We start from the raw sequence: 26,964 nt of genomic DNA, 5'->3' as shown, positions 1-26,964 counted from the left end.
CTCTTTATCAATCAACTGAAGTATGAAAAGTTCAGTCTTATAGTACGTGTACAGAAGCTGTGTTCGTAGTACCTGAAGCGACTAGAGCACCAGAAACCATCACTACGATGTCGCCTTTGTTACCTAGACCAGATTCTAGAGCAAGCTCTTTACCTGCTACGTAGAATGCGTCAGTGCTTTCGATAGAATCAACAACAACTGGCGTCACACCTTTAGTTAGAACAAGTTGTGCTGCTGTTTTCTTGTTTGTTGTTAGTGCTAGGATGTTTGCAGTTGGGAAGTATTTACGTACTGAACGTGCAGATTTACCACCTTCAGTTGCAACAACGATAAGTGGAGCTGCCAGTTTCTCAGCTGTGTCTACTGCGCCTTTACATACTGCTTCAGTGATACGTAGACGTGGGCTGTCTAGACGAGAACCTAGCTCAGCTTTTAGCGCTGAATCAGTACGGTTCGCGATTTGAGCCATGATAGTTACCGCTTCAACTGGGTACTTACCTTTCGCTGTTTCACCAGAAAGCATTACTGCGTCAGTACCGTCCATTACTGCGTTAGCAACGTCGCCTGCTTCCGCACGAGTAGGACGTGGGTTGTTGATCATAGAATCAAGCATTTGAGTTGCAGTGATAACCATCTTACGTGCACGGTTACACTTCTCGATCATCATTTTCTGAGCGAAGATTACTTCTTCAGCTGGGATTTCAACACCTAGGTCACCACGAGCAACCATGATGCCGTCAGAAAGCTCTAGGATCTCGTCGAAGTTATCAACACCTTCTTGGTTTTCGATCTTAGAGATGATGTGGATGTTCTCGCCGCCGTTTGCAGCAAGTACTTCACGGATTTCTTGAACGTCAGAAGCTTTACGGATGAAAGAAGCGGCTACGAAGTCAACGCCTTGCTCACAACCGAATTTAAGGTCGTTCTTATCTTTTTCAGATAGAGCTGGTAGGTTTACAGAAACGCCAGGAAGGTTAACACCTTTGTTCTCGCCTAGTGCACCATTGTTAAGTACTTTACATTTAACTTCTGTTTCAGTCTTAGAGATAACTTCCATCTCGATTAGACCGTCGTCGACTAGGATAGTGTTACCTACGTTTAGGTCTGCTGCGAAACCTGCGTAAGTTACTGCAACTTTATCTTTGTTACCTACAACTGAAGTGTCAGTTGTGAAAGTGAATTCTTGACCAGCTACTAGATCAACGTCGTTACCGCCTTCTAGCTTAATAGTGCGGATTTCTGGACCTTTAGTATCTAGAAGAATTGCTAGTGGTTTGCCAGTAGCTTCCATTACTTTACGGAAGTTCGCGATACGAGTGCCGTGTTCTTCGTAGTCACCGTGAGAGAAGTTAAGACGCATTACGTTCATGCCTGCGTTCACTAGCTCAGTTAGCTTCTCTACAGATTCAGTTTTAGGGCCAATCGTACATACGATTTTGGTCTTTTTCATGGAAGATACTCTCCGGTAAGTATAGTTACAATTTGAAAGTCGGTTGTTTACTCTGAAGTTAGGGCGTTATTGATGACATTTAGTGCCTGTCACCCACCGATTTTTCGCCTCATTATCAGTACTTCAGATTCTGAAAGTCTTTCACCAAGTTTAGTCATTTTATGACTAAAAGATCGGCGATTTTGGTTACCTTTTTGTGACTAATCCCACTTTATATGCAGAAAGTTGCAAAAAAATAGCCTTCAATTCTGTAATTTTTTTTCTTTTCGGTGGCGAATTCTACCACTGAATGAATCCAATATCACTGTTTAAGAATTGTCTTAGGACAAGGTTTTATCGAGAAATATTAATTTTTTGGATCGAAATAAATGGACTTGAAAGTTTCGGTTTGACTATAATAAGTTTCAAATCGAAACTTAAATTCAAAACGTAAATGTCGAAACGAAACACTCAACTAAGAAGACACGCCATTTCTAACTTGGTTTCTGAGCTAGGAGAAGTCAGCGTTGACGAACTCGCTCAGAAATTCGAAACCTCAGAGGTCACGATTAGAAAGGATTTAGCTTCTTTAGAGAAAAATGGCCAACTTCTACGCCGCTACGGCGGTGCGATTGCTATCCCAACCGAAGTCATTCACGAAGAATTGAGCGCTAATGTTTCGACTCGAAAGCTAAACTTGGCAAAAGCCGCGGCATCACTGATTCGAGACCATAATCGCATCGTGATCGACAGTGGCAGTACTACGGCTGCGTTGATTCAACAGTTGAATGACAAACGTGGCTTAGTTGTCATGACCAACTCGTTGCATGTTGCTAACGCCCTTAATGAATTAGAGAGCGAACCAACACTGCTGATGACTGGTGGGACTTGGGATACGCACTCAGAATCTTTTCAAGGCAAAGTAGCCGAATCTGTATTACGAGCTTACGATTTTGACCAGCTATTTATCGGTGCGGATGGCATCGATCTCGAACGCGGCACCACAACATTTAATGAATTGGTTGGTTTGAGTAAGGTGATGGCGGAAGTGTCGCGCGAAGTGATCGTCATGATCGAATCGGAAAAAATCGGTCGTAAGATCCCGAATTTAGAGCTCGCTTGGCATCAAATTGATGTGCTAGTGACGGATGCTGATATTCAGCAAGAACACAAAATACAGATTGAACAACATGGCGTGAAAGTTATTTGTGCCTAACCTAATAATGTAATCAGTTTCATATTTCACTTCCCTCTGAATACAGGCCTTTGCTTGCTGCCTCTATCTGAAACATGGCTAGGGAAGAACAAAACTACAAACGGAGATAAACACATGTGTGGAATCGTAGGTGCAGTAGCACAACGAGATGTTGCAGAAATTTTGGTTGAAGGTCTACGCCGCTTAGAGTACCGCGGTTACGACTCAGCTGGCGTTGCTGTTGTTGATGGCGAGTCAAACCTAACGCGCGTTCGTCGCTTGGGTAAAGTGCAAGAATTGGCTGATGCAGTAGAAGAAGCAAAAGTGATCGGCGGAACGGGTATTGCACACACTCGCTGGGCGACGCACGGTGAACCATCTGAAGTTAATGCACACCCACATATGTCCGGCAATATTGCTGTTGTACATAACGGTATTATCGAAAACCACGAAGAGCTTCGTGAATTGCTTCAATCTCGTGGTTACGTGTTTGAATCTCAAACGGATACAGAAGTTATCGCACACATGGTTGAGTGGGAACTTCGCACTTCAGAAACGCTACTAGAAGCAGTACAAAAAACAGCAAAACAACTTGAAGGCGCATACGGCACGGTAGCGTTGGATCGCAAAGATCCTTCACGCATCGTAGTTGCACGTTCAGGCAGCCCGATCGTAATTGGTTTTGGTGTGGGTGAAAACTTCCTGGCTTCTGACCAACTTGCGCTACTGAATGTAACGCGCCGTTTCATGTACCTAGAAGAAGGTGATGTGGCAGAAATCACTCGCCGTGAAGTTACTGTCTTTGACGCAACGGGCGAGCTGGTTGAGCGTGAAATCGTAGAATCTAACGCAGAACATGATGCTGGCGATAAAGGCCAATACCGCCACTTCATGCAAAAAGAAATCTATGAGCAACCTAAAGCGTTGATCAACACAATGGAAGGCCGTATCACGACAGACTCCGTTGTAACTGATGCGATCGGTGTTCATGCGGCAGACATTCTAAGTAAAGTAGAACACGTACAAATCGTTGCGTGTGGTACGTCTTACAACGCGGGCATGACAGCACGTTACTGGTTTGAAGACATTGCTGGCGTGAGCTGTGATGTAGAAATTGCGTCTGAATTCCGTTACCGCAAGTTTGTGACGCGTCCAAACAGCCTATTGATCACGTTGTCTCAGTCTGGTGAAACCGCCGATACGCTAGCAGCACTTCGTCTTGCGAAAGAAAAAGGTTACATGGCGGCGATGACCATTTGTAACGTAGCAGGTTCTTCTTTGGTTCGTGAATCTGATTTTGCGTTCATGACTCGCGCTGGTGTCGAAATCGGTGTCGCTTCAACCAAAGCGTTCACGACTCAGCTTTCTGCACTATTGATGCTGGTAACGGCGTTAGGTAAAGAGCAAGGTCGCGTCAGCAAAGAGAAAGAAAAAGAGATTGTTGAAGCGCTACACGCACTTCCTAAGCAAATCAATGCGGCACTTTCTTTCGAGAAAGACATTGAAGCACTAGCGACGGATTTCGCAGACAAGCACCACACACTGTTCCTAGGTCGTGGTGAATTCTATCCAATCGCGATGGAAGCGTCTCTAAAATTGAAAGAGATCTCTTACATCCACGCAGAAGCTTACGCGGCGGGTGAACTGAAACATGGTCCTCTAGCGCTGATTGATGCTGACATGCCGGTTGTTGTGGTTGCACCAAGCAACGATCTTCTAGAGAAGCTAAAATCAAACGTTGAAGAAGTGCGTGCACGTGGCGGCCTTCTATACGTATTCGCAGATGCAGACGCAGGCTTCGAAGGTGATGAAACAATGAAGATCATCACGATGCCTCACGTTAGTGAAATCACGGCGGCGATCTACTACACCATCCCAATGCAGTTGCTGTCTTACTACGTAGCACTGATCAAAGGTACGGACGTAGACCAACCACGTAACCTAGCGAAAGCGGTAACGGTTGAGTAATTACGCTTAACAGCAAAAATCCTAAGCGGCACATGCGAGAGTATGTGTCGTTTTTTTTGTTTTGTTCTAAGCGTGATGGAGCGCTCAAGCGCTTTCGCCAGTAAGTTGCTTTCATGACAAAAATGTCATGTTGTTGAAAGGGTGGTGTCAGAGGCGGTGTTCAATAATGACCTCATTGAAAACAAGCACTCAAAGGTTAACAACATGAACGCAATCAAAACTGCTCTTTTTGTAACGGTAATGGCAATCACTAGCGCATCTGCATTCGCTCAACCACTTTTCACTGGTGGCAACTACGTGAGCCGCGAAGAGATGAAAACCATCTCAGTTACGCCGACAGCAACGTCAGATGAGGCTTATCAACAGGCACTGTCTGAACTCAATTCACTTAAAACCATGACGGCTCGTGAACTGAATAAAGAGCTCAATATCCTGACGTTTAATGTGAAGTCTCGCAGTACGCATTTAAAAGATGGTGGCTTCGTGACCGTGCAAGAACGCATGAATGAAGATGGTCAGTTGGAATATTTGGGCAAAGTGAATGTCAAAGTGCATTATGCCGAACGCGATAACAATCGATAATGGTTTGCCAATGGGGAAGAGTATGGTGTGGTTCACATCATGCTCTTTTTCGATCTTTATACTAGGTTCTCACCCTCCCGCTAACACACTAGGTAAGTAAAGTTGAAAATATTGATCGTCGAAGATGAGCACAAAGCCGGAGAATATCTGCAAAAAGGTTTGATTGAATCTGGGTATGTGGTGGATTTAGTACATGATGGGGTCGATGGGCTGTATCACGCTACCAGTGAAGAATATGACTTAATCTTCCTCGACATTATGTTGCCTAAACTCGATGGTTGGCAGGTGCTTAATACATTGCGCAGTAGTGGGATTCACACCCCAGTTATCATGCTGACAGCGAAGGAGCAAGTGGAAGATCGCGTGCGCGGTTTTGAGCTGGGTGCCAATGACTATGTCGTAAAACCTTACGCGTTTGCGGAGCTACTGGCGCGTATTCAAAACGTATTTCGTCATCATATTTCCGCGCAAGTGGTCGCATCGCCGCAAACATTACGTGTGGCAGATTTAGAACTTGATATGATCAAACGCGTTGCCACGCGCGCGGGGCAGTCGATGTCGCTTACCGCCAAAGAATATGCCCTGCTTGAGTTGTTGATGCGCAAAACTGGCCAAGTGCTTTCACGTACCACTATTGCGTCGTTAGTGTGGGATATGAACTTTGACAGCGATACCAATGTGATTGATGTGGCGGTCAAACGTCTGCGTAGCAAAGTGGACAAACCGTTCGATAAACCACTGATTCACACTGTCAGAGGGATGGGCTACAAACTCGAAGAGAGTTGTGATGCCTAAGTTTTCGCTCCCTTTTTCCATGAAAAATAAGCTCGTGCTGATGTTTGTTAGCATGACGTTCGTGACCTATTTTTCTTTGGCTTTCATCCTACAGTACGCCATTGAGCGCCACTTTTATTCGCAAGATTTCAGCTATATTTCCAGTAAGTTCAATGCCATTGAGAAAGCGTTAAAACGCTCGCCAAAGGATGTGTTCAAGCAAGCGAATAACAGCACGCTCTACATGTGGGTGTTTGAAGGCAAGCAGAACGTGTATCAGAATTCGAGCCTGACGATTCCTCAGAACCGAACCTATAGCATTAGCTCACCTCAGGTTTTAAATCACGAGCGCGCCATCGAATGGAGTGAGGACTCGCTGAATATCCGCGCGTTTGCGTTTCAAGCTGGGGAGTATCAGGTGGTACTCGGTATGAGTATCAACCACCATATTTTGTTTTTGGATAAGCTCGACTGGATTTTGTTTTGGTCGCTCGGTTTGGCGTTTGTGATTTCTTCAGCGTTGAGCGGTTGGATCGTAAAACGTGGGTTGAAGCCGATTGTGGGATTGAATCAGCACATTCAACAGATATCTCCAGAGCAAATGGGCATTCGTCTCGACCCCGATTCGTTGCCAATAGAACTGCGCGAGTTAGCCAACAAACACAACGCGATGCTCGATAGGTTGCAAACTGGTTTTCGCCGCTTGAGCGAGTTTTCTTCTGATATAGCACATGAGTTAAAAACGCCACTCACCAACATTACTACGCAAAATCAGGTCATTTTAGGTGCGTGTCGAACGCCTGAAGAGTATCAGTATGCGATTGCCTCAACGTTGGAAGAACTCAACCGCATCACGAAAACCATCAACGATTTGCTCTACATTGCCAAGGCCGAAAACAAGCTCATTCATCGCCATGACGAAGTGTTTGCGGTGCAGGAGGAAATCGACCGTTTGGTCGCGTATTTTGAAATATTGGCCGAAGATGCCGATGTGCAAATCGTGAGCTCAGGCGACGGTCAGCTCTATATGGACAAAAACATGTTTGAGCGTGCGGTGGGCAATTTGCTCTCCAACGCGATTCGTCATGCGTATGCTGATTCAACCATTGTGATTGACGTTCAAGAGGTTGATGAACAGGTGACGATATCGGTCAGCAACCAAGGTGATACCATTGCCGAGCAAAACTTACTGTACCTTTTCGACCGTTTTTATCGCGCAGATAAATCTCGCCAACATGTAGGCAGTGTAGGAGCAGGGCTAGGTTTGTCGATTACCCAATCTATCGTGCAAGCGTATGAAGGACAGATAAAAGTAACATCAGATAAAGAAAAGACGCAGTTTGTCATGATGTTGCCATCGGCAGGTGTCAATGGAAGTGATAAGTCAGTTGAAGCATAAAAGGCAAGCCTTGGCTTGCCTTTGGAGACTTAAACTCGTTTGAAGTTATTTGGGTTATTGACCCAGTTGATGAGCGGTTAGAATTGCAGAGTAGACATTTTCTGCCGTCACTGGGAATGGCATATTGTGGATGGTTTCTCCTTCGGCCGTTGAGGCTTCGGCGACCTCGCGCAACTTAGCGTGATTAAGCTCTTTAACGCCCATATCAAATAAGTTGGTTGGTAGACCTACAGATCGACAGAAGGCGAGAACCGTATTAATCTCTTCCATCGCTGCGTTTTCTAGCACCAATTGAACAAGTGTGCCGAACGCGACTTTCTCACCATGATAGAGATGATGACACTCTTCAAGCTTAGTTAGGCCGTTATGAATAGCGTGAGCGCCTGCTAGGCCACTGCTTTCAAAACCGATACCGCTTAGGTATGTATTGGCTTCAATAATATTTTCTACCGCTTTGGTGCTCACACCATTTTCTACCGCAGCTTTTGCTTTTAAACCATCCTCAAGCAAGGTTTCATAGCAAAGTTTCGCAAGAGCTTGCGCTGAACGCGTCGCTAAACCACCGGCCATTGTTGCCTTACCAGAGGTCATGTTAGCTCTGGCTTCAAAGTAGGTGGAGAGTGCATCGCCCATCCCTGATACCAGTAGGCGAACTGGGGCTTTTGCGATGACAGACGTATCCATGATGACCATGTCTGGGTTTTTAGGGATCATCAAGTATTCCGCAAATTCACCTTCTGGTGTGTATATCACCGCAAGAGCAGAGGTTGGCGCATCAGTCGAGGCAATTGTAGGAACCACCACGACAGGAATTTTGGTGTAAAACGCAACGGCCTTTGCTGTATCTAACGTTTTACCGCCACCAATACCGACAATGACATCATGTTTTTGAGTCGCACAAATGTCCGTGATGCGTTCGATCTCAACGCGCGAACATTCGCCACCAAAAATGTTCATAGTGAGTGGAAGCTTTTCGTCAGCAAAGCTTTGTTTGACGTCATCACCAACCAGGTTAGTCACGAACTCATCGGCAATGACTAACGGACGTTCACCCAATGTTTTCACATAGTGAGCGATAGATGTAAGTACTTGTTCACCTTGGAGGTATTTGCTTGGGCTGATAATAATTTTGTCCATAATTCAAACCTTTAACCTTTTTTATGTGTGTTTTTGACTGCAATGAAAATCCATTGTAGCGATAAGGTTTATATTAGGTTTGGTGTGGTAAGTGGTGAAGGATATCTCTGGTTTTGTTCCATGCTTTTATGACCTCTGTGTCAAACCGACTGTCAGAAGTAATAAGCATCAGCATGCTTTATGGCGCCGATCACTATTCAAGCGAATCTGTCATTTTTCGTTTCATATTGAAACGAAAATACCGAAGTCGTTGTTTCAATATGAAACGGATTGATTTTTGTTGAGCACGTTTTTTCTCTGTTTAAGATGAATTCATACCCTACATAAAAATATAAATGGAATGAGATAGAACGATGAAAAAGTTAATTAACCAAGTCGATGATGTTGTATTGCAGCAAATGGAAGGCCTGGCATTGTCCCGCCCTGAGCTAAAAGCTAACTACGAACCTCGTTACATGTGGCATGAGGAAACGCCGGGGCAAGTGGCATTGGTTTCTGGTGGTGGCTGTGGTCATGAACCTTTGCACGCAGGTTTTATTGGTAAAGGCATGCTGACAGGCGCCTGCCCTGGTGAGGTATTTACTTCACCTACGCCAGATCAAATGTACGAATGTGGTAACCAAGTGAATACTGGTGAGGGCGTGCTGTTTATCATCAAAAACTACACCGGCGACGTGTTGAACTTTGAAACGGCCGTGGAGCTCCTTCATACCGATGGCATCAAAGTTGGGTCGGTGTTGGTGGATGACGATGTTGCAGTCAAAGACAGCCTGTATACCGCTGGTCGCCGTGGCGTCGCTGGAACGGTATTGGTTGAGAAGTTAGTTGGGGCTGCCGCGAACAAAGGTTATTCGTTGGAGCAATGTGAAGATCTGGCTCGTCGCGTTAATAATCACTGTCGTTCATTTGGCGTGGCGCTTAATGCTTGTGTTGTGCCAGCGGCGGGTAAACCATCTTTTGTTCTGGAAGATGATGAAGTGGAGTTTGGTGTTGGTATCCATGGTGAACCAGGTATCAAGCGAGTGAAATACACCGATGTCGATACGTTAGTGGATGAGATGTTTGCTGAAGTTGCTGAAAACACACCTTATCAGCGCACTTTGCGTATTTGGAATCGTGACGAAGGTGAATGGGATGAAGTGGAATCCAGCATTGAGCCTTTCGCCGCTGAACACGACTACATCGTGATGGTGAATGGTATGGGTGGTACGCCAACTTCAGAGCTTTACGGAGTGTACCGCCGTCTGGCTCATAACTGCGAGCAAGCAGGGTTCCGTATCGTGCGTAATATGGTTGGTAACTTCTGTACGTCACTCGATATGGAAGGCGTTTCGATTACGTTGCTGAAGGCAGACAAAGAGATGTTGGAGCTGTTTGATGCTCCTGTCGATACGGCCGCGATCAAGTGGTAACAGGGGAGAGTAAACATGCAAATTGAAAAACAACATATCGTTCACTGGTTAGAGCTATGTGCAAAAACGTATCAAGAGAATCAAGATTTTCTGACCGACCTTGATCGTGATATTGGTGACGCAGACCATGGTCTCAATATGAACCGAGGCTTTAAAAAAGTTGCTGAAAAACTGCCGCAATTTGCGGACCAAAATATCGGCAGCATTCTCAAGAATACGGGCATGACCTTGCTTTCTAGTGTCGGTGGGGCAAGTGGCCCGCTGTATGGCACGCTGTTTATTCGCACTGCTGCCGCTGTCGGAACTCGAGAGCAATTAACGTTTGAAGAGTTAGTGGATGCACTAAAAAGCGGTGTGGATGGCGTGGTGTCTCGTGGTAAAGCGGAACTGGGTGATAAAACCATGTGTGATGTTTGGTTACCCGTTTTAGTTAGCGTGAAGGCGTCGTTAGAAAATGGCATGAGCGCCGATCACTTACTGAATGAAATGGTTGAGCTAGCAGAAACGAATGCGGTTGCCACGATTGAAATGTTGGCGAAAAAAGGGCGAGCAAGCTATTTAGGTGAACGTAGTATTGGTCACCAAGACCCCGGCGCAACCTCTTCTTTGTTAATGATTAAAGCACTACAGCAGGCAATAGCAGGTAATTAAGATGGTGGGAATTGTAGTTGTATCTCATAGTCGTCGCCTTGCAGAAGGGGTGGCCGAACTTGCCACCCAAATGACGCAAGGCAAAGCCAAGCTTGCGATTGCGGCTGGGATTGATGATCCAGAGAACCCGATCGGAACCGATGCCATTGCTGTGATGGAAGCGATTGAGCAGGTACATGATCAACAAGGGGTTGTTGTGTTGATGGATCTTGGCAGCGCCCTGCTTAGCACGGAAATGGCTCTGGATCTGATTGATGATCATGTGAGGGAAAATGTCACCCTTATCTCGGCCCCCATTGTTGAAGGGACTATGGCGGCGTCGGTGGCTGCCGCCGCTGGACTACCTTTATCGACGGTAGTCGAAGAGGCACAGAATGCGTTAAGCGTAAAACGAGAGCACCTTGGTGATCAGCCACTAACATTCGCTGAGATAGTGCCAGTATCAGAGAACTTTGAGCAAGAGCGGACATTTGATTGGGTAGTGCAAAATCCGCATGGATTACATGCTCGTCCCGCTGCGGCCATTGTTGGTGCACTCGCGCCTTTTGACTGCCAATTATGGTTGAAAAAAGGCGATCGCCGTGTGAACGCGAAAAGCTTAAACAGCATTGCGAAACTTGGCGTTCGTAGTCAAGAGGCTATCACGCTGTGCGCACTCGGCTCTCAATCCAGTGAAGCAATCAAGGCATTTGAAGCCTTAGCTAGTGAGCACTTCGGAGAAAAAGAGGCGGTTGAGCAAGGCATTATCGAGCCTGAAGAGAGCACGGATACTTTGCTCGATGACATGGTCCCAAATCAGATTGAAGGTGCTGTTGTTGGTATTCGAGTCAATGACGGTATCGCTACTGCTCCAGTTGTCCTTTTTACTCATGAAATGCCAGCAGTGCCTGAACGTGATTTCCAAAGTGAACAAGATGAAATTGAACGGGTCAAGCATGCGATAGGCGTGGTTGTTCAACATTTGCAGGAGCAAGCGAAGCAGCCGAAAGGGGAAATATTTTCTGCTCATAGCATGATGCTCAGTGACCCAGAATTATGGGCATCGGTCGAGTCGCGAATTCAAACGGGCATGATAGCCGAGCAAGCTTGGATAGAATCACTGCAAACGTTGGCCGACGAGTTTCGCCAGGCTGAAAGTCAGTACATGCGGGAACGCGAAGCTGATGTGCATGATATCGCACGCCAAGTTATGGTTGAAATGACAGGCGTAACGCCTAATGCCATCGACATACAGGAACCGAGTATTTTGTTGGCCCGTGACCTGATGCCTTCTGATGTGGCCGGGCTTAATAAATCGAAAGTGCTTGGTATCTGTTTGAGTGAAGGAGGGAAAACCTCTCACAGTGCGATTCTTGCTCGTGCGATGGGGATTCCTGCCATCGTTAAAGCTCAGGGCTGTCTTGATGCTGTGTGTGCTGGTCAAGTGGTGACTATTGATGGCTTCCGAGGACATTTATGGTTCTCTCCTTCAGATGCCGTACAGCAGGAATTAGAAGCTCAGCAAATTGAGTGGCAAAGCACCCGACAAAGTGCGCTAGCGAGTGCTCAGCAAGCCGCAGTCACCTGTGATGGTGTCCATATTCCAGTATTCGCCAATATTGGTGGACCGAAAGATATTGATGCTGCACTAATATCAGGAGCTGAGGGCGTTGGTCTATTCCGGACTGAGTTTCTATTTCAAAACAGTGATGAGTTGCCGACTGAGGAAGCGCAATACCAAGTGTATCGTGATATTGCCGCCGCACTTGGTGATAAGCCACTTACGATTCGTAGTCTAGATGTTGGCGGTGATAAGCCTTTAGTCGCTTACCCTATGCCAGCGGAAGATAATCCATTTTTAGGTCTGAGAGGGGTGCGGTTGTGCCTTCAACATGAGTCATTGTTTACCGCCCAACTTCGAGCCATTCTGAGAGCTTTTCACGAGCAACCGAATATTCAATTGATGATACCGATGGTGGCTCAGGTTGAAGAAGTGAGAAAAGTAAAAGCGCTGTTGGCACATCAAGCAAACCAACTCGGCTTGGATGCGACTCATTTGCCTGTCGGTATTATGATTGAGGTACCCGCCGCGGTATTAAATGCAGATGCGTTAGCACAAGAAGTCGACTTTTTCTCTATTGGCACCAATGATTTGACTCAATATGTTATGGCAGCCGATCGAGGCAACGCCGCCGTTGCCGAATTAGTGAACTACTTTGAACCATCGGTACTAAAAGCTATTGAACTCACGTGTGCAGCAGGCGATCGCGCGGGCATACCGGTCAGTATGTGCGGTGAGATGGCAGGCGATCCAAATGCCACAGAAACATTGCTTCGTGTTGGGTTACGAAAATTCAGCGCCAGTGCGAGTTTGTTGCCGGGACTAAAAGCGCAGATTCGTCAGTTGTCTGTCGATGTTTAATCGATACCTTTATCGTTAGTACACGTATACCGGCGTGCTTACGCCGGTTTTACTTTTGTAGGAACGCCACTTCTTGGCTTAATACAGCTTCATTTGCTCCTGCAGCCCAAACTTATTAATTTTTCTCCATAAGGTCGTGCGGCCAATTTGCAATGCTTTCGCCATATCATGCATTTTGCCATCACACTGATTCCAAGCCTGAACAATCGCTCTTCTCTCGGCTTCTTCTAACGTGATTACTGGCGTATTTTCTGCGGTATGGCGAGAATTCAGTTTAATGTCTTCAGGAATATCGTTCAGCTTGATTAAGTTGGAACTGCGGTTAAGCAAAATTCGCTCAGTTCGATTTCTTAATTCAGAGTTGTTGCCTGACCAACGAAAATTCATCAACGCTTCCAGTGCGACTGGCTCTATCGAGATCGTCACATTGTGGCGGCGTTCATAATGGCTGATAAGTTGCTGGACGAGAAATTCAATGTCTTCTTTACGCTTTCGTAGTGGTGGAATATGCAGCTCGTTCGAGGAGATTTCATAATAAAGTTGCCGACCAAATGAGCGCTGAGTGACATACTCGCTGATCTCTGAAGCGGTGCTCGTAATAAGTTGAAAGTCTACGGGGATTAATCGCAAACTGTCGCTGCGGCTGACGAGTCCAGTTTTTAACAACTTAAGTAGCACGGCTTGTAAATCGGGTGACAGATATTCCACCTTTTCCAAAAAGAGTGTACCGCCATGGGCGAGTTCAAACTTAGAGGGCATGCCTTGTCCATCGTCGTATCCCAGGGTTTCTTTTACCAGTTGCTCTGTATTGATGGAGCGGCAGTTGAGCGTAATGAACGGCCCTTCTTTGTAGGTGCTTTCGTTATGAATCGCCATGGCGAGAGTGGCTTTTCCTACACCTTCTTCACCTGTAATTAGAATCGGTGATTTGGACTTTATGGCCCGTTTTGCCACGGTAATGACATGCTTCATTTTTCGTGATATGACGGGTAAAGTACTGAACGTATAGCGCGCACTGCCACCTATTTGTTGTTGAGCAAGTTCGCGAATTTTATCGATGGGGTGCAAAAACAATAAGTGCGTGCCGTCGTTGAGTGGACGCAAGGTAATGATCGCTTCAACAAACTCGCCACGAACCTCTACCGTTGTGAGTTTTCGGTTGATGCTTGCACCCGACTCAATACTATTGAGGACATTTGGCGGGAAGCGCAAAACCGAAAAGACTTCTTTATCCAAGACCTGACTGGCTTCAATGTTTAACAAGCGCTCTGATTGATGATTTACCATGGTGATACGGCTTTCTTCATCCCAGGCCAGAAGGCCATCATCCATGCATTCTAACGTTGCGTTGTGCGCACAAGTGAGGCGGTTAATGTTTTCTTGTTCCGACTGAATATGGATTTGCAAACTGACTTCTTTCGCGCTCGACGCGATGATGACCAAGTTTTCTTTCTTATAGCTCTCTGCTTTTTTGAGAAGGCATGTTGTGCCGCGTAACTTGCCAAACTGGTCGAAAACAGGCGCAGCTACAGAGGCATAAGGATGTAAGTGGCGATTGAAATGTTCTGCTGCGAACACTTCACACGGGATATGAGTACTAATACAGAGATTGACCGCATTTGTGCCAATTTTCCCTTCAGACAGAAAGCAGCCTTGTTTAATACCGAGCGCCTGCATCTCTTGTTGCATTGAGTCATGTCCCACAACAGATAGAACGCAGCCGTTGCCGTCAGTCACCATCAATAGCAGATCTTCGTCTCCTAGCATGTCGTAAGTGTCTTCAAGTACGGTCGTGGCGCATTCGATGAGGTGCTCGTTGCGTTTCATCAAAGATGAGAAGGTAAAGCCAGAGGCAATATGTGGTTTTGACCAGGTATAAGGGCTGCATTGCTTTATGCAACGCTCCCACGACTCAAGTACGGGAGTGCGGGAAAATTCTGGAGATACCCAATGGTGTTTCTGGAAAAACGCCCATTTGGTTTTAGTGTCTTCGATTGAAAGCATGCCATACCGTTTCAATGCCAGCGATAGATTGGTCTGATATTACAGAGACATACGAATATGGACTGTGATGGCTTTCACGCACGTTATACAGAAAGGATACGCAAAGAAAAGAGGCTAGTAGAGAAGGCGTTCCTTGCCGGAGGTTGGGTTAAAAAGGGCTGTCCTTGCCCAGTTCATTGCAAATTTCGACAATGGCGAGCGAGAGACCTGATTTTATTATTTGTTGCTGGCGTTGAAGTTGGAGTTGATAAAACTCAAGGTCGATGTCGTCATCAGGTTCGTTGACTTCTAATTGCACCATGCCCATTTTCTTTACCAGATGCAGCTTTTTGATTGGCTCTAGAATATTTGGATCAGTGAACTCGTAGTCCGATGCATCGCTATTGAGTCGGTTTTTAAGCTTAATGATGTCTTCAATATCATGATAAATATCGTCTGGGAGTACGCCTAAGCCAAATAGGAGTTTCAAACGAACGGAGAGATCGCCCAGCGGTCCGGAGTCTTGCAGTAGGGGACCAACAACCGATTGCACGGCGAAGTTATCTTTACGAAAGATCCTTTGTATTAGCCCGTCGATGGAATCGTTGAACACATCGACTGCTGCAATAAAGAAGCCTCGTACCGATGGCGCGCTGTTTAATCGTTCAATGATCTCGGTTTCGTTGATGTTATCTGCCATATACTGAGTAACTGTTTAAAATTATATTTATGGGGAGCAGAGCTCCCCTTGATTCGATTAAAGCTGGTGGTAAATCACTTCGATTTGAGCCACTTCAACACTGTCTTCAGCCAGGCCAGTGTACGTTGCTAGCGTTTTCTTTACGCCCACGGCTTTTAATGAGGTTTGTAGTTCCACCGCTTGTGGGTCGGTGTCGTTGGTGTATTTCAACGCTGCCGCGATCCCTTTCAAAAGTGTTTGATTTTCAGTGCCATACTCGATTGTACCGAGTAATGGCTTCACTAATCTATCATTTGCACCCAATTTACGAATTGGTTGTCGTCCAACGCGATCCACTTCATCCACTAAATATGGGTTGGCAAAGCGTCCTAGGATCTTTTCGATGTAAGCGTTGTGCATGTCGCGATCAAAACCGTAGCGCTTGATCAGTACTTCTCCGCTTTCGTGCATTGCTTGTTTTACTTCAGCATGAATGCTTGGGTCTTCAATTGCTTCACGAATGGTGCGATGGCCTTTCAAACAGCCTAAATAAGCGGTAATACAGTGACCTGTGTTTAGGGTGAACAGCTTACGTTCGACAAAGGCCATTAGGTTGTTGGTTCTTTCCATGCCAGCTATGTCAGGGATTTCGCCCTTAAACTGTTGCTCATCGACAATCCATTCACTAAAGCTTTCTACCGTGACTTCTAGTGGATCATCGTTGGCGGCTTCTGCTGGTGGCACGATGCGGTCTACCGCTGAATCAACAAAGCCAACCAACTCGTCTGCCTTTGTGTGCAGTGATTCATCCAAGTGTTTGTACACCTCACCTTTTAGGTGTGTGGTACCACGCACCATATTTTCACAGGCGATGATGTTAAGTGGCGCGTCATTGCCAGCTTCAAAACGTTTGGCGATGCCTTTCGCGATGGTTTTCGCGATGATATCTAATACGTTTGGACCGACCGCTGTGGTAACTAAATCGGTTTTGACGATGCGATCAATCACGTCATCACTGGCTGAGTTTACGGCTGTGACGTGGGTAACGGTGTCGATTTTGCACTCAGTACCGACCACTTTTACTTTGTATTCTTGTTTGTGGCTGAGTTGGTCTACTAGCGGTACATCAACGTCAGCGAAAGTGACCTCGACTTCTGCGTCTGCTAAGAGTTTACCGATGAAACCACGACCGATGTTACCTGCACCAAAATGAACTGCGTTTTTCATAATTCTTACCTACCAATATCTGAAAATGTTGACTTACGAAACTAGGGTGAGGCCAACCGCATAGGGGGTGACAGCTGACCTCGTTTGCCTCAGGAGCAAATTAAAGGAGTGATTAAGCCGCTTGCTGGCCGCCAAGGATGTTCAGAATTTCTTCTACATCGTTGGTGCTGGTTAGCTTCTCAATTGCTTCCGGCTCATCGAGCGCGTTCGTAATGGTTGTGATCACCTGGATGTGCTCATCGTTCTTAGCGGCAATGCCGATAACCAGTTTCGCGACATCGTCGTCATCTTCAGTAAATTGGATACCCGATGGGTATTGGCAGATTACAATGCCGGTTTTCTTCACGCGATCTTTCGCTTCTACCGTACCGTGAGGTACTGCGATAGATTCGCCTAGGTAAGTTGGAACCAACGCTTCACGCTCAAACATCGCGTCTACGTATTCTGGTTCAGCGTAGCCAAGTTCAACCAATTTGTTGCCTGCAAAGCGAATGGCTTCTTCTTTGTTGGCTGCTTTCAAACCTAGGTGAATGTTCTCACGCTGGATTTGGAATACCGATGGTTGTTGTGGCTCAAAGCTGTCGTCGTTCGCCGCCATGACTGACACTTTTACCATCTGGTCGTCATTGGCTGCGGATTGGTTTTGTGCTGCTAGTAACTTGGTGGCTAGCTGGTTGTACATTTCGCTGTCTAGGAAGTTAGTCAATGAAATGTGGTGTGCGTTTGGAGCATGCTTACGTGCACGACCCGTTAAGTCTTTATGAGTAATCACGATATCTGCACTCTCTGGTAAGCTGTTAATGGCAAGGTTAGTTACGTGGATGTTCAGACCTGCGTCTTGAACCTTTTTGCGTAGCATGCTCGCGCCCATTGCACTCGAGCCCATGCCCGCATCACAAGCGACAATGATGCTTTGTACTGTCGCTAGGTCTACGTCACCTTTGCTTTGGCTGTTTACCACCGCATCGTTTTTAGATGCAGATTTCATGTCTTTCATTTGTGATGTTGCTTTTTCTAGTGCTACTTCATCACCGTCTTCTTCTGTTGACGTTTGTGTCTTCATTAGCAGTGCTGCTACGGCGAATGACACACCTGTTGCGGCTGCGATAGACGCTAGAACACCAACGATTGAACCTTTCTGAGTCATCAACAAGATTGCGAAGATTGAGCCTGGTGATGCTGGAGAAACGATACCTGCGTTAAACATAGTTAGAACGAATACGCCCGTCATACCACCTGCGATAGCCGCAAGGATTAGGCGAGGGTTCATTAGGATGTATGGGAAGTAAATCTCGTGGATACCGCCGAAGAAGTGGATGATTGATGCACCACCTGCAGTTTGACGAGCCGTACCTTTACCAAACACCATGTAAGCCAGCAAGATTCCTAAGCCTGGACCTGGGTTCGCTTCGATCAAGAAGAAGATCGATTGACCAGTCTCTGACGCTTGCTGAATACCCAGTGGAGAGAAGATGCCGTGGTTGATCGCGTTATTTAGGAACAGGATCTTCGCTGGCTCAACAAAAATAGAAGTCAGTGGTAGAAGGTGCGCTGAAACAAGGAAGTTTACGCCGGCTGCCAATGCGCCTGAAAGCACTTTGACAAATGGACCGATAAGGAAGAAAGCCAAAATGGCGCACAGCATACCAATGATGCCCGCAGAGAAGTTGTTCACCAACATCTCGAAGCCGCTTTTTACTTTACCGTCGATGTAGTTATCGAATTTTTTGATTGCCCAGCCACCCATTGGGCCAACCATCATTGCTCCCATAAACATTGGGATGTCGGTACCGACAATCACACCCATGGTTGTGATTGCACCAACGACCGCGCCGCGATCGCCGCCCACTAATTTACCACCGGTGTAACCGATCAGTAGTGGCAGCAAGTAAGTGATCATAGGACCAACCATGGAAGCTAACGTCTCATTTGGTAGCCATCCGGTTGGGATAAATAGAGCAGTGATAAAGCCCCACGCGATAAACGCGCCGATGTTAGGCATTACCATGTTTGACAGAAAACGACCAAAATTTTGTATCTTGATCTTGGCATCTGGTGATATCATAACAATTCCCCGTTCGATGTTCTGATGAATATGTTGTCGTAAACGGTTCGCCAAAACCGCTTGTTTGATTGCTTAGTACCCAATCAATTTACCACACATTTTCCAATTGGAACTGACGACGGGTTTTTCGTGATCAACCCCCGCATTTCTTCGGATGAAAAGCATTTTTTAAGTGATGATGATCAATTAATTGATATGTAACTTAATAACAAAAAATGACTTTCAAATCTGTCAATAAAAATATTAGTGATCAATTCGATCTTCTGACAAATATAAAATAAAAATTCATTGTGATTAAGATCACCTTTAATTTCTTTTTCAATTCAAATTAAACACTCGAAGTGATCTATGTCACATTTTGTTTGAAGTCAGGTTTGATTGAAAATGTGATCTGTGACCATTTTGAGGTTTTGTGAAAGTTTATAACGTGAACGTTTGTGCGATGTTGGCGTTTTGTGGATTAAAGCTTGAGATGACTGGCCTTTTTTCGATGAGTTTAACTAAACACTTTGTTTTTAATGTCTTATGGGTAAATAACGCATCACGCTGCTCGCGTTGTGTTGTTTAGAGCGATTTTGAGCAGCGCGATACCTCCGACGACGGTTAATGGTTTAGAGCTAAATACTCGCGCGCGTTTCCACTGCCCATGTAACGTGCAAGCGTTTTCTCAGGCACATCGCGTAAATCCACCATAATCAATCCATCCAGTGCGTTGTTAAACGCCGGATCGACGTTAAAACACACCAACTTACCATTCAAACTCAAATATTGGCGCAGTAGTACCGGAACGCCTTTGCCTTCGTCAATCCGAGCGATCACGCGAGATAGCAACTGTAAATCTCCCAATGCGGTTAGCATGCTGGTATTCCAGTTTAAGTTGGTTTCTGGCAGTGGATTTGACGGAGTGACGTATTCGGCGCAGTCGTTGTCGTAGTGGTGTAGGGTCATCGATTGTGCCAGCAACTGACGCGCGGTATGGCTGTAATCGTTGCTGATGCTCACTGGGCCAAACAAGTGCGTGTATTCGGGATGTTGATGGACAAAAGTCGCTATGCCTTTCCAGAGTAAGAGTAGGGCACTCATGCTTTTTTGATATTGCTCGGCAATCACAGAACGACCCATTTCAATCGACTTGCCCATTTGATCGAGAAAGCCTTGGTCATAGTTGAACAAGGTGCGCGAATACAATCCTTCTACGCCATATTTCGCCAATAATTGATCAACTAATCCAAGACGGTAAGCACCTACCATGCATTGGTTCTCACGATCCCACACAAATAGGTGCAGGTAATCATGATCGAAATGATCGATGTCTATCGCTTGTCCGGTCCCTTCGCCAACTTGACGGAAATTATGTTCTCGCAAGCGGCCAATTTCATGCAGGAGAGATGGGATCTGCTGCGCGCTGGCGCAATATACGTCGAACTCGCCACTTTGAAGCAATTGGGTTTCTGACGGTAAGCTGTGCAGCTCTTCAAGCAATTGGCCTATGGGTAACCCTGCTGCAATAGGTAAGAGAGCATTGTCTGAGACCGTTTGCTGAGTGGCACTTACATCGCGGTTAAGCAGGTAGGTGTTAAGCCTCAGATAATTGACGATCTGATCATCATTGAGGTTATTGAGTTCTTTAAACTTGATTGCTTGCCCAAAGGATAACTCAATGGTTTTTGCGCTCTTGTTGAGCAGCTCTCTTCCCAACATCAAGGTGCGTAAAAGAGGGTGGATTTTACCTGCCATGTAAAAGCGTTTTGAGTTCTGCCCACGAATGAAGACGGGAACAGTGGCGGCTTTGTTCTTACGAATTAACGCACTGACACTGCGGCTCCATTCTTTGTCTTCTAAACGCTGTTGTTTGGCATCCACTAACTGCGACACTTCACCCGCAGGGAAAACCAATAACAAGCCGCCATTCGCAAGGTGTTTGTTGGCTGCTCTGAGGGCCTTCATATTCGATTTGACGGCGTCTTTGCCTTCGAATACGTCGACACCAATAAAAAGTTGGTCGAGCTCTGGTACGGTTTTTAGGTACTGATTCGCTAAAATTTGGATATCGTCTCGTATCATCAATAGTAGCTCGGCGAGAATCACGCCTTCAACACAACCGAGAGGGTGATTCGCCACAATGACGGTTGCGCCTTGCTTTGGCACTGCGTCGAGCGAACCATGGGCAATGCGATAGTCGATCCCCAAAATATCCAGCGTAAATCGCAAGAAAGTTTTGGTATCCGCATTCACGGGGCGTTGGGCGTAGAATTTATCGAGCTGACTTAAACCCGTTGCCCATTCTGCAACGTTTTCACCAATACCGAACGGCGTTTTACGAGGGAGACGAAAAGGGGTTGAACTATCCATATTTACCTCAGCATACAAGTGGCTGATCGGATAGTAGAAATTACAGATGACAGTTCAGAGGCAAATCCATGAGCCTTTGGTGACAAACTGGTGAAGCTTTGTTGACCAAAGGCGAGGGGATAGGGACGTATTAGCGTTACGTTTTGTCGCCAGCAAACATCAGGATACTCAGAGAGTTGAGCGTTTCACCGAGACTTTCTAGTGAGCTCAAGACCTGTTTGGTCGGCTCATTATCTAGCAGAATGCGACCATCAAAGCTTTTCCCTTCGCATTGATCTTCATCGCACATACCCGCTTGGTGTTCTTGTGTTGAGTTGTCATCCATTACTAAGTCGTCAGTACTCAAACAAGCCGTTGAGACAAATAATCCGCTCAGAACTACCAGCCATTTTATTTTCAACATAATCTTAAAACTCACAATAAAACACCGTTCAATTGTAATTTATTCTATTCACCATTTCGAACGATATGACAAAAACTTGGCTTTAGGTCGCCATTTTCTGGCCATAGTTGAGCTATGTTATCGATACGACGAATTGTTACTTTTGGCGAAATTAGGAGGATGAATGGAGAAGATTTCCAATAGAGCGTCAATATGGCTCGGGCTGTGTCTGATAATTGGTTTAGGAGTATTGGGCTTTTTTATTCAGCAAACAGCAGTCAAATACAAAGCCTATGAGCGAGTGGTAACGGTGAAGGGATTGTCTGAACGAGAGTACTCTGCCGATACAGTGATCTGGCCAATTCAGTTCACCTTAGCGAGTAATGATATGGGGGCTATGTTTGATGACATCGATCAGCAAACGCGTTTGATTCTGGATTTCTTAAGTGCCAAAGGGCTCCCTGAAACCAGCGTTTCCCTTTCTTCTCCTGCTGTCATTGACCGAAAAGCACAGCAATACGGGAGTGAGCAAGATATCGAGTTTCGTTATTTAGCCTCGCGGACCGTTACGGTTTATAGTCAAAGTGTCGATGTGGTTCGAGCGGCAATTAATGAGATTGGTGAGCTAGGAAAACAAGGCGTACTGCTGAATCAGGACCCGTACGCGAACCGCATTGAGTACAGCTTTACTAAGCTGAATGATGTAAAGCCAGACATGATTGAAGAGGCGACCAAAAACGCCCGCGAAGTGGCGCAAAAGTTTGCGAAAGACTCACAGAGTTCACTGGGTAAGATCAAACGTGCCACGCAAGGGCAGTTCTCGATTTATGACCGAGATAGCAACACGCCTTACATTAAGAAAGTACGAGTGGTCTCAACCGTTCAGTATTACTTATCGGATTAAAATAATAGTCAAAAAGCCGCTCATCGTGTGAGCGGCTTTCGATAAGATGAGAGCTATAGGATAGGATTAATATCTTGCTCTGTATGCTCACCTTCGACCACATCAACAGGTGTGTAATGTTGATAAATCAGGAAGCCATCTTCTGATGTTTCATGGTTATCTGGTGTATCAACATACGCGGTACAGGTGTACCCAATACTGTAGGTGCCTGGGCCCATGTAACCAAACTCGTAGCTGTAGGTTGTATTACCTTCTTCGTCTTGCGACTCATTCACGTTAGCTACTGCAACTGGCGCTTGGAGTGGTTCCATCGCGCCCATATCGCCCATGGTTGAGCGATCCATCGAACCTGCGTAAAGATAGACTGAGTGAACGGCAGGAACGTCATTTATTGCATTTGATGCTGCACTGTCTGCTTCACACGCTTGATACTGAATTTCGCTGACTTCACCACCGATATGACCTGATTCTGATGCGTTTACTAAGCTTACCGCATTAGAGTTCATGTTCATGTAATCTTTGCCCGTTGGATCTGCCAGACCTTTGCGTAAGTCAAACTCGACAACATAGCTATTATGACCAGTATGAACTTTTACATACTGACCTTTTTGCGAAAACTTCAAGCGACCTTGCTCGCTCGTATCTGGTTTAAAACCAAAACAACTGCCTCGGCTAGGCACAACTAAGCCTTTGATGTTGCCGTCTGTCTTCTCTACGTATGACAGCGTTGTATCGTTTAATTGTTTGCCGTCTTTAGCGTACACACACATAGCATAATCACCAGGAGCGATGTCTTGCTCGCTAATGATCGTTTTAGCGTTACTTCCCTGATATTCCATTAGATCAACTTGGTGTAGTGCTCCATTGTCAGTAACATCTAACAGAATATGTTCTCCAGTTTGTTCGCCAGTTTCTGGGTCAAATGGTACAAGGACAACATCTTTAAACGCTAAGACGACTTTGTTGGCATCGTCGACAGGCGCATCGGAAACGCTGAGAGAAAAAGTGGCTGCTTCTGTATCGGATGAAGAGTCGTCGCTACCACAGCCCGTCAATAAAAGACCGCCTGAGATGGCAAGTAAAGGGTAGGTATATTTTTTCATTATGACCTCTTGTTTACACTGCTGATAAATGTAAAAGGCTAGTCTCAAAGTCGAGAAATGATGTCATTGTATTGTGATAGAGAGGTCAATCTTCAATGGTGCTATATACAAGTCCTTTTTTATAAAACTAAGTTCTTAACTGTGATGAGGGGAGTTTGATAATAGTCAAGCTGGCTTCTTTCTTATGAGCGTAAGTTAGTATGACTTATTGCTAGAAGGAATTAGTATCATGGCATACAAGCACTTTATTAGAGAACTACTGGGTTTAGCGATTGTTGTCTCTGTCGTCTTTGGCGTATTAGGCGTGATGTTAGAGCTCTTTGCACTGACGGCACTTTGGGAGCATCAGCAAACGATAGCCGATGTTTTCTTCCATGAATCTCTCTACTTCATCGTATTTTTAATTCCACCATATTTCCTCTGGAAGTTGATTAACCGTCCTGAATTGGTTTCTGCTGACCAAGCTTATTTGGCAATGAAGTTAGAGGCTGAAAGTCGACAATGAGTCGATTTAGTGAGTAATGAAAAGAAGAGGCTATGAGAAAACATTAGCCTCTTTTCTATCTGATTCGTGGGCAAAGTATTCGTTGCTTTATTGATTAAAAAGCTGCTTCTATTGTGCCTTTGAACGTACGATCGAGATAATCACGAATTGCTTGAGATTGGTAAATAGAAACGAATTTTTTATACGCTTCATTATTTTTGTCTGCGTCACGAGTAGCGATGACCATGACGGCCAGCGGTGCGTCTTTTGCTTCAAGATAGATACTTTGTTTCTTCGGGTCTAAACCAGAAGACATTACGTAGTTCATTGTGATCGCAGCCGCGTCTACATCATCCAATGTTCGTGGTAACTGGGCGGCATCTACCTCGACAAATTCAAACGACTTTGCATTTTTTGTAATATCAGTTAGGGCGGCTTTGTGGCCAACACCTTGTTTAAGCTCAATTAAACCTGCATCGGCGAGTAGCAATAGACCACGACCACCATTAGTTGGATCGTTTGGAATTGCTATGCGTGCATTGTTTGGAAGCTCTTGCAATGAGCGATACTTGTTAGAATAAAGTCCCATGCGCATCAGAATGGATTGACCAATCGACACTAATTGGGCGTCATGACTATTGTTGAAGTTGTCTAAAAATGGTTGGTGCTGATAGCTGTTAATGTCGATGCTACCATCGCTAAGCGCGGCATTAGGTGTCACGTAATCAGAAAACTCGATGACTTCTACATTCAAGCCTTGCTTCGCTGCTTCCTTCGCTACTGCTTCAACTACTTGAGCATGAGGCCCTACGGTTGCTCCCACTTTAATGACAGAGTTATCTTTTTCTCCACAAGCACTTAAGCCAACTACTGCCGTGAGAACCAAAGCTAGTTTCTTTAGGTGACGAATACTTTTCATTGTAACTCCATTTTTGTTTTAGACGTCCATACATTTACACGTCCATCCTATCAGAAGTCGAAAAAGGGTCAATGGTTTAAATAGCGAGCAGACATTTTGTTTCTATTGCTCGTATAGAAAGCCAGATAATAGTTAAAGAAGAGGGGAAGAGGAAAAGCTATTACGAGGTTAGTGACGAGTTACCGCAACCGAAACTGTACCCAAAGATATAAGATACAAAAAATGCTTATGGAGAAATCCGTAAGCCTTTTTTCGTTCCAGTCCTTTCCATATCTGGTCCGCAATTACTTCCGGTAAGCTCCGGTCCATCAGGTCAGCCGAAACACTTCACGTAGTCACTACAGAGTCACACTTCCTGTCTCAGAGTGATATCCACCATCAGAACCTTCTCTCGTCTGTACAGTACGAATCAGAGCAGATACATACCACTCAACACCAGAATCGAACCCCAGAAAAACTTCGCGCTGGAACCAACAAAAATATAACCAACATCCTGTCCATTAGCTGAAGTTATTAATATAGATATGGGATGGATAGCTAGTTCAGTGGCGGGAAGGACACCCATGATCCTAAAGCTCTCAGAACTAGCCAGTCAGGAAAAAAACAGCATTCAATGATGACCGATTACCCTCAGTGGTAATCGGTCTGTTATCTCTTAAGTGATTTAGGTCAGTAATCATCGGCACTCAACCACAGCACCAGAAACAGCAGCTAATCACGGGGCTGGTATTCATACTCGAACCGGAAAAACTAACGGCACACTGGATTACAGCGCGAATCTGGTATGAGTTAGGGCTAAGAGTTGGGTTAGTGGAATAGGATGTGAATCTAGCTGGTTACTGTCGGGACTGTCACGGCTGTCAGAACCGTCGCAACTGTCAGGGCAACAGGAAAAAAATACATCTACTGCCGCCGCCGTCGGGAGGAAATGCACAACTCAAATAATCCTAAAATCGCAGCTAAAGACCGGATAGAGACCGGACCGACGACGCCGTCGCGATAACTACAGAAACTACATCATGCAGGAAGTTAGGCAGGATAAGCCTTAGAGAAAGATTACAGGGTCAGTCTGATGTGACCGACCCAGCGATCTAGGATTTGACGCGAAGTTCCGTCATCTATACTTTGAAATTTAAGGTAAAGTTTCACACATCGTTCTGATATGCATTGACCTTGAATCCTCACACACAAAATACATTTCTTCGAGTTCTTTATTCTGATAAAGAGCCTTAGTGATAATCACCTCTGTGTTATGATTACTTTCTTCTATAAATTCCTCAGCTTCAAACTTCATTTTTTCAACATCAAACTCATCACTTAACTCTACACAATAGACGAAACCACCACCGATAGTATCTATGTGATAAATATTTGACGGCATATTATTTTCATGTCTATTTCTAAAGGAATACTCGGGGTCATCAACTGTTATTACATTGTTTTTTGTTGCATTTACATCAATGAGTATACGGTTAAGCTCTTTAACATCCTCAACCGAGTAATCTGAGATATCAATATTTAGCCTTTTTTTTATGAAGCCTCTAAAATCATCAAAAGTAAGACCCGTATCATTCTCAAGCAAGCGAATTAAGTCATCATCACCTAATGATTGGATTAAATGCTCATCATCGAAATCATCGAAATCATCGCTATTTTTTTCAACTAAACGTTTCACTGAATAATATAAATTTCTATCTTGATCATAAACAACTTGATAAACGCTTGGCCCGATAATTACCTTTTCTTCACCAATGCCCGTAAACCAACCAAACCATAGATCAACAGGGTCTATTTCGTGTTCCTCTGATACTTTATTGAAGCTACCGACATTTCCATGCAGTATGATTAGGTACTTATACATAAAAACTCCATCTTGTAACAAAAAGTCACTACGAGTATTATTTTTATATCAGCATAA

21 protein-coding genes are annotated in these 26,964 nt (G+C 45.2%); 10 read left to right on the top strand and 11 right to left on the bottom strand.

Annotated elements, in window-relative coordinates; translation table 11 throughout:
* Nucleotides 1–37: 37 nt before the first annotated feature.
* Nucleotides 38–1,450, bottom strand: a complete 1,413-nt coding sequence (pykF, locus tag R2S67_RS12360; protein WP_005392243.1) for a pyruvate kinase PykF — start codon at nt 1,448–1,450, stop codon at nt 38–40.
* A gap of 433 nt (nt 1,451–1,883) precedes the next feature.
* Between pykF and R2S67_RS12355 the strand changes: the two genes are divergently transcribed.
* The 5 genes from R2S67_RS12355 (at nt 1,884) to R2S67_RS12335 (ending at nt 7,347) form a co-directional block, all read left to right on the top strand.
* Nucleotides 1,884–2,645 (top strand): DeoR/GlpR family DNA-binding transcription regulator, encoded by a 762-nt coding sequence (locus R2S67_RS12355; RefSeq protein WP_005392240.1) that lies wholly within the window; start codon nt 1,884–1,886, stop codon nt 2,643–2,645.
* A gap of 114 nt (nt 2,646–2,759) precedes the next feature.
* Nucleotides 2,760–4,592 carry a glutamine--fructose-6-phosphate transaminase (isomerizing) gene (glmS, locus tag R2S67_RS12350; protein ID WP_317344673.1) on the top strand — a complete coding sequence of 611 codons (1,833 nt, stop codon included), beginning with the start codon at nt 2,760–2,762 and terminating at the stop codon, nt 4,590–4,592.
* A gap of 204 nt (nt 4,593–4,796) precedes the next feature.
* Nucleotides 4,797–5,174, top strand: a complete 378-nt coding sequence (locus tag R2S67_RS12345; protein ID WP_031815906.1) for a DUF3316 domain-containing protein — start codon at nt 4,797–4,799, stop codon at nt 5,172–5,174.
* Between the two features lie 102 nt (nt 5,175–5,276).
* On the top strand, nt 5,277–5,969 hold the full coding sequence (locus R2S67_RS12340) for a heavy metal response regulator transcription factor (protein WP_317344671.1): 693 nt from the start codon (nt 5,277–5,279) through the stop codon (nt 5,967–5,969).
* Nucleotides 5,962–7,347, top strand: a complete 1,386-nt coding sequence (locus R2S67_RS12335; RefSeq protein WP_317344669.1) for a heavy metal sensor histidine kinase — start codon at nt 5,962–5,964, stop codon at nt 7,345–7,347. The genes R2S67_RS12340 and R2S67_RS12335 overlap by 8 nt, the downstream gene beginning before the upstream one ends.
* Nucleotides 7,348–7,401: 54 nt before the next feature.
* Here R2S67_RS12335 and R2S67_RS12330 read toward each other — a convergent pair whose 3' ends face one another.
* Nucleotides 7,402–8,484, bottom strand: coding sequence for a glycerol dehydrogenase (locus R2S67_RS12330; protein ID WP_317344667.1), 1,083 nt, complete (start codon nt 8,482–8,484; stop codon nt 7,402–7,404).
* Between the two features lie 353 nt (nt 8,485–8,837).
* Here R2S67_RS12330 and dhaK point away from each other — a divergent pair, with 353 nt between their 5' ends.
* Genes dhaK through ptsP form a run of 3 tightly spaced genes read left to right on the top strand, consistent with a single transcriptional unit; the run spans nt 8,838 to nt 12,948 of the window.
* Nucleotides 8,838–9,896, top strand: coding sequence for a dihydroxyacetone kinase subunit DhaK (gene dhaK / locus R2S67_RS12325; protein ID WP_048626608.1), 1,059 nt, complete (start codon nt 8,838–8,840; stop codon nt 9,894–9,896).
* 15 nt (nt 9,897–9,911) lie between these two features.
* Entirely contained in the window at nt 9,912–10,547 is a 636-nt protein-coding gene (dhaL, locus tag R2S67_RS12320; RefSeq protein WP_005379705.1) for a dihydroxyacetone kinase subunit DhaL, read from the top strand.
* 1 nt (nt 10,548) lies between these two features.
* Complete coding sequence (gene ptsP, locus R2S67_RS12315; RefSeq protein ID WP_317344659.1) at nt 10,549–12,948, top strand: phosphoenolpyruvate--protein phosphotransferase; 2,400 nt, start codon at nt 10,549–10,551, stop codon at nt 12,946–12,948.
* Nucleotides 12,949–13,026: 78 nt separating this feature from the next.
* On the opposite strand, the gene dhaR is transcribed toward ptsP, so the two are convergent.
* The 6 genes from dhaR to R2S67_RS12285 all read right to left on the bottom strand — a co-directional run bounded on the left by dhaR (nt 13,027) and on the right by R2S67_RS12285 (nt 21,657).
* Nucleotides 13,027–14,952 carry a dihydroxyacetone kinase operon transcriptional regulator DhaR gene (gene dhaR, locus R2S67_RS12310; protein ID WP_317344657.1) on the bottom strand — a complete coding sequence of 642 codons (1,926 nt, stop codon included), beginning with the start codon at nt 14,950–14,952 and terminating at the stop codon, nt 13,027–13,029.
* Between the two features lie 148 nt (nt 14,953–15,100).
* Nucleotides 15,101–15,631, bottom strand: a complete 531-nt coding sequence (locus R2S67_RS12305) for an MltR family transcriptional regulator (RefSeq protein ID WP_012841150.1) — start codon at nt 15,629–15,631, stop codon at nt 15,101–15,103.
* A 57-nt stretch (nt 15,632–15,688) separates the two neighbouring features.
* Nucleotides 15,689–16,837, bottom strand: a complete 1,149-nt coding sequence (locus R2S67_RS12300; RefSeq protein WP_317344651.1) for a mannitol-1-phosphate 5-dehydrogenase — start codon at nt 16,835–16,837, stop codon at nt 15,689–15,691.
* Nucleotides 16,838–16,949: 112 nt separating this feature from the next.
* Nucleotides 16,950–18,902 (bottom strand): PTS mannitol transporter subunit IICBA, encoded by a 1,953-nt coding sequence (locus R2S67_RS12295; protein WP_317344649.1) that lies wholly within the window; start codon nt 18,900–18,902, stop codon nt 16,950–16,952.
* Nucleotides 18,903–19,505: 603 nt separating this feature from the next.
* On the bottom strand, nt 19,506–21,254 hold the full coding sequence (locus tag R2S67_RS12290; protein ID WP_243326978.1) for a lysophospholipid acyltransferase family protein: 1,749 nt from the start codon (nt 21,252–21,254) through the stop codon (nt 19,506–19,508).
* 136 nt (nt 21,255–21,390) lie between these two features.
* On the bottom strand, nt 21,391–21,657 hold the full coding sequence (locus tag R2S67_RS12285; RefSeq protein WP_317344941.1) for a hypothetical protein: 267 nt from the start codon (nt 21,655–21,657) through the stop codon (nt 21,391–21,393).
* A gap of 163 nt (nt 21,658–21,820) precedes the next feature.
* On the opposite strand from R2S67_RS12285, the gene R2S67_RS12280 reads away from it, so the two are divergent.
* A complete protein-coding gene (locus R2S67_RS12280; protein ID WP_006742751.1) occupies nt 21,821–22,540 on the top strand; it encodes an SIMPL domain-containing protein in 720 nt (239 codons plus the stop codon).
* Nucleotides 22,541–22,593: 53 nt separating this feature from the next.
* Here R2S67_RS12280 and R2S67_RS12275 read toward each other — a convergent pair whose 3' ends face one another.
* Nucleotides 22,594–23,643: a DUF4382 domain-containing protein gene (locus R2S67_RS12275; RefSeq protein WP_317344646.1), complete on the bottom strand. Its 1,050-nt coding sequence runs from the start codon at nt 23,641–23,643 to the stop codon at nt 22,594–22,596.
* A 229-nt stretch (nt 23,644–23,872) separates the two neighbouring features.
* Between R2S67_RS12275 and R2S67_RS12270 the strand changes: the two genes are divergently transcribed.
* Nucleotides 23,873–24,148: a hypothetical protein gene (locus tag R2S67_RS12270; RefSeq protein ID WP_005383040.1), complete on the top strand. Its 276-nt coding sequence runs from the start codon at nt 23,873–23,875 to the stop codon at nt 24,146–24,148.
* Between the two features lie 94 nt (nt 24,149–24,242).
* Here R2S67_RS12270 and R2S67_RS12265 read toward each other — a convergent pair whose 3' ends face one another.
* A complete protein-coding gene (locus R2S67_RS12265) occupies nt 24,243–25,046 on the bottom strand; it encodes a MetQ/NlpA family ABC transporter substrate-binding protein (protein ID WP_104974523.1) in 804 nt (267 codons plus the stop codon).
* 1,132 nt (nt 25,047–26,178) lie between these two features.
* Nucleotides 26,179–26,907, bottom strand: a complete 729-nt coding sequence (locus R2S67_RS12260) for a hypothetical protein (RefSeq protein WP_317344643.1) — start codon at nt 26,905–26,907, stop codon at nt 26,179–26,181.
* Nucleotides 26,908–26,964 lie beyond the last annotated feature (57 nt).

The organism is Vibrio sp. T13N, assembly GCF_032970445.1.
Classification (GTDB): domain Bacteria; phylum Pseudomonadota; class Gammaproteobacteria; order Enterobacterales; family Vibrionaceae; genus Vibrio; species Vibrio diabolicus.
This window is presented reverse-complemented; position numbering and strand designations above follow the sequence as displayed.

Coding starts and splice junctions, on each gene's coding strand:
- R2S67_RS12330 (WP_317344667.1), bottom strand. CDS start 8,484: ATGGACAAAATTATTATCAGCCCAAGCAAATACCTCCAAGGTGAACAA.
- R2S67_RS12355 (WP_005392240.1), top strand. CDS start 1,884: ATGTCGAAACGAAACACTCAACTAAGAAGACACGCCATTTCTAACTTG.
- dhaL (WP_005379705.1), top strand. CDS start 9,912: ATGCAAATTGAAAAACAACATATCGTTCACTGGTTAGAGCTATGTGCA.
- R2S67_RS12285 (WP_317344941.1), bottom strand. CDS start 21,657: ATGTTGAAAATAAAATGGCTGGTAGTTCTGAGCGGATTATTTGTCTCA.
- R2S67_RS12305 (WP_012841150.1), bottom strand. CDS start 15,631: ATGGCAGATAACATCAACGAAACCGAGATCATTGAACGATTAAACAGC.
- glmS (WP_317344673.1), top strand. CDS start 2,760: ATGTGTGGAATCGTAGGTGCAGTAGCACAACGAGATGTTGCAGAAATT.
- R2S67_RS12345 (WP_031815906.1), top strand. CDS start 4,797: ATGAACGCAATCAAAACTGCTCTTTTTGTAACGGTAATGGCAATCACT.
- R2S67_RS12290 (WP_243326978.1), bottom strand. CDS start 21,254: ATGGATAGTTCAACCCCTTTTCGTCTCCCTCGTAAAACGCCGTTCGGT.
- R2S67_RS12265 (WP_104974523.1), bottom strand. CDS start 25,046: ATGAAAAGTATTCGTCACCTAAAGAAACTAGCTTTGGTTCTCACGGCA.
- R2S67_RS12300 (WP_317344651.1), bottom strand. CDS start 16,837: ATGAAAAACGCAGTTCATTTTGGTGCAGGTAACATCGGTCGTGGTTTC.
- R2S67_RS12280 (WP_006742751.1), top strand. CDS start 21,821: ATGGAGAAGATTTCCAATAGAGCGTCAATATGGCTCGGGCTGTGTCTG.
- R2S67_RS12295 (WP_317344649.1), bottom strand. CDS start 18,902: ATGATATCACCAGATGCCAAGATCAAGATACAAAATTTTGGTCGTTTT.
- R2S67_RS12275 (WP_317344646.1), bottom strand. CDS start 23,643: ATGAAAAAATATACCTACCCTTTACTTGCCATCTCAGGCGGTCTTTTA.
- R2S67_RS12260 (WP_317344643.1), bottom strand. CDS start 26,907: ATGTATAAGTACCTAATCATACTGCATGGAAATGTCGGTAGCTTCAAT.
- R2S67_RS12335 (WP_317344669.1), top strand. CDS start 5,962: ATGCCTAAGTTTTCGCTCCCTTTTTCCATGAAAAATAAGCTCGTGCTG.
- ptsP (WP_317344659.1), top strand. CDS start 10,549: ATGGTGGGAATTGTAGTTGTATCTCATAGTCGTCGCCTTGCAGAAGGG.
- dhaR (WP_317344657.1), bottom strand. CDS start 14,952: ATGCTTTCAATCGAAGACACTAAAACCAAATGGGCGTTTTTCCAGAAA.
- dhaK (WP_048626608.1), top strand. CDS start 8,838: ATGAAAAAGTTAATTAACCAAGTCGATGATGTTGTATTGCAGCAAATG.
- pykF (WP_005392243.1), bottom strand. CDS start 1,450: ATGAAAAAGACCAAAATCGTATGTACGATTGGCCCTAAAACTGAATCT.
- R2S67_RS12270 (WP_005383040.1), top strand. CDS start 23,873: ATGGCATACAAGCACTTTATTAGAGAACTACTGGGTTTAGCGATTGTT.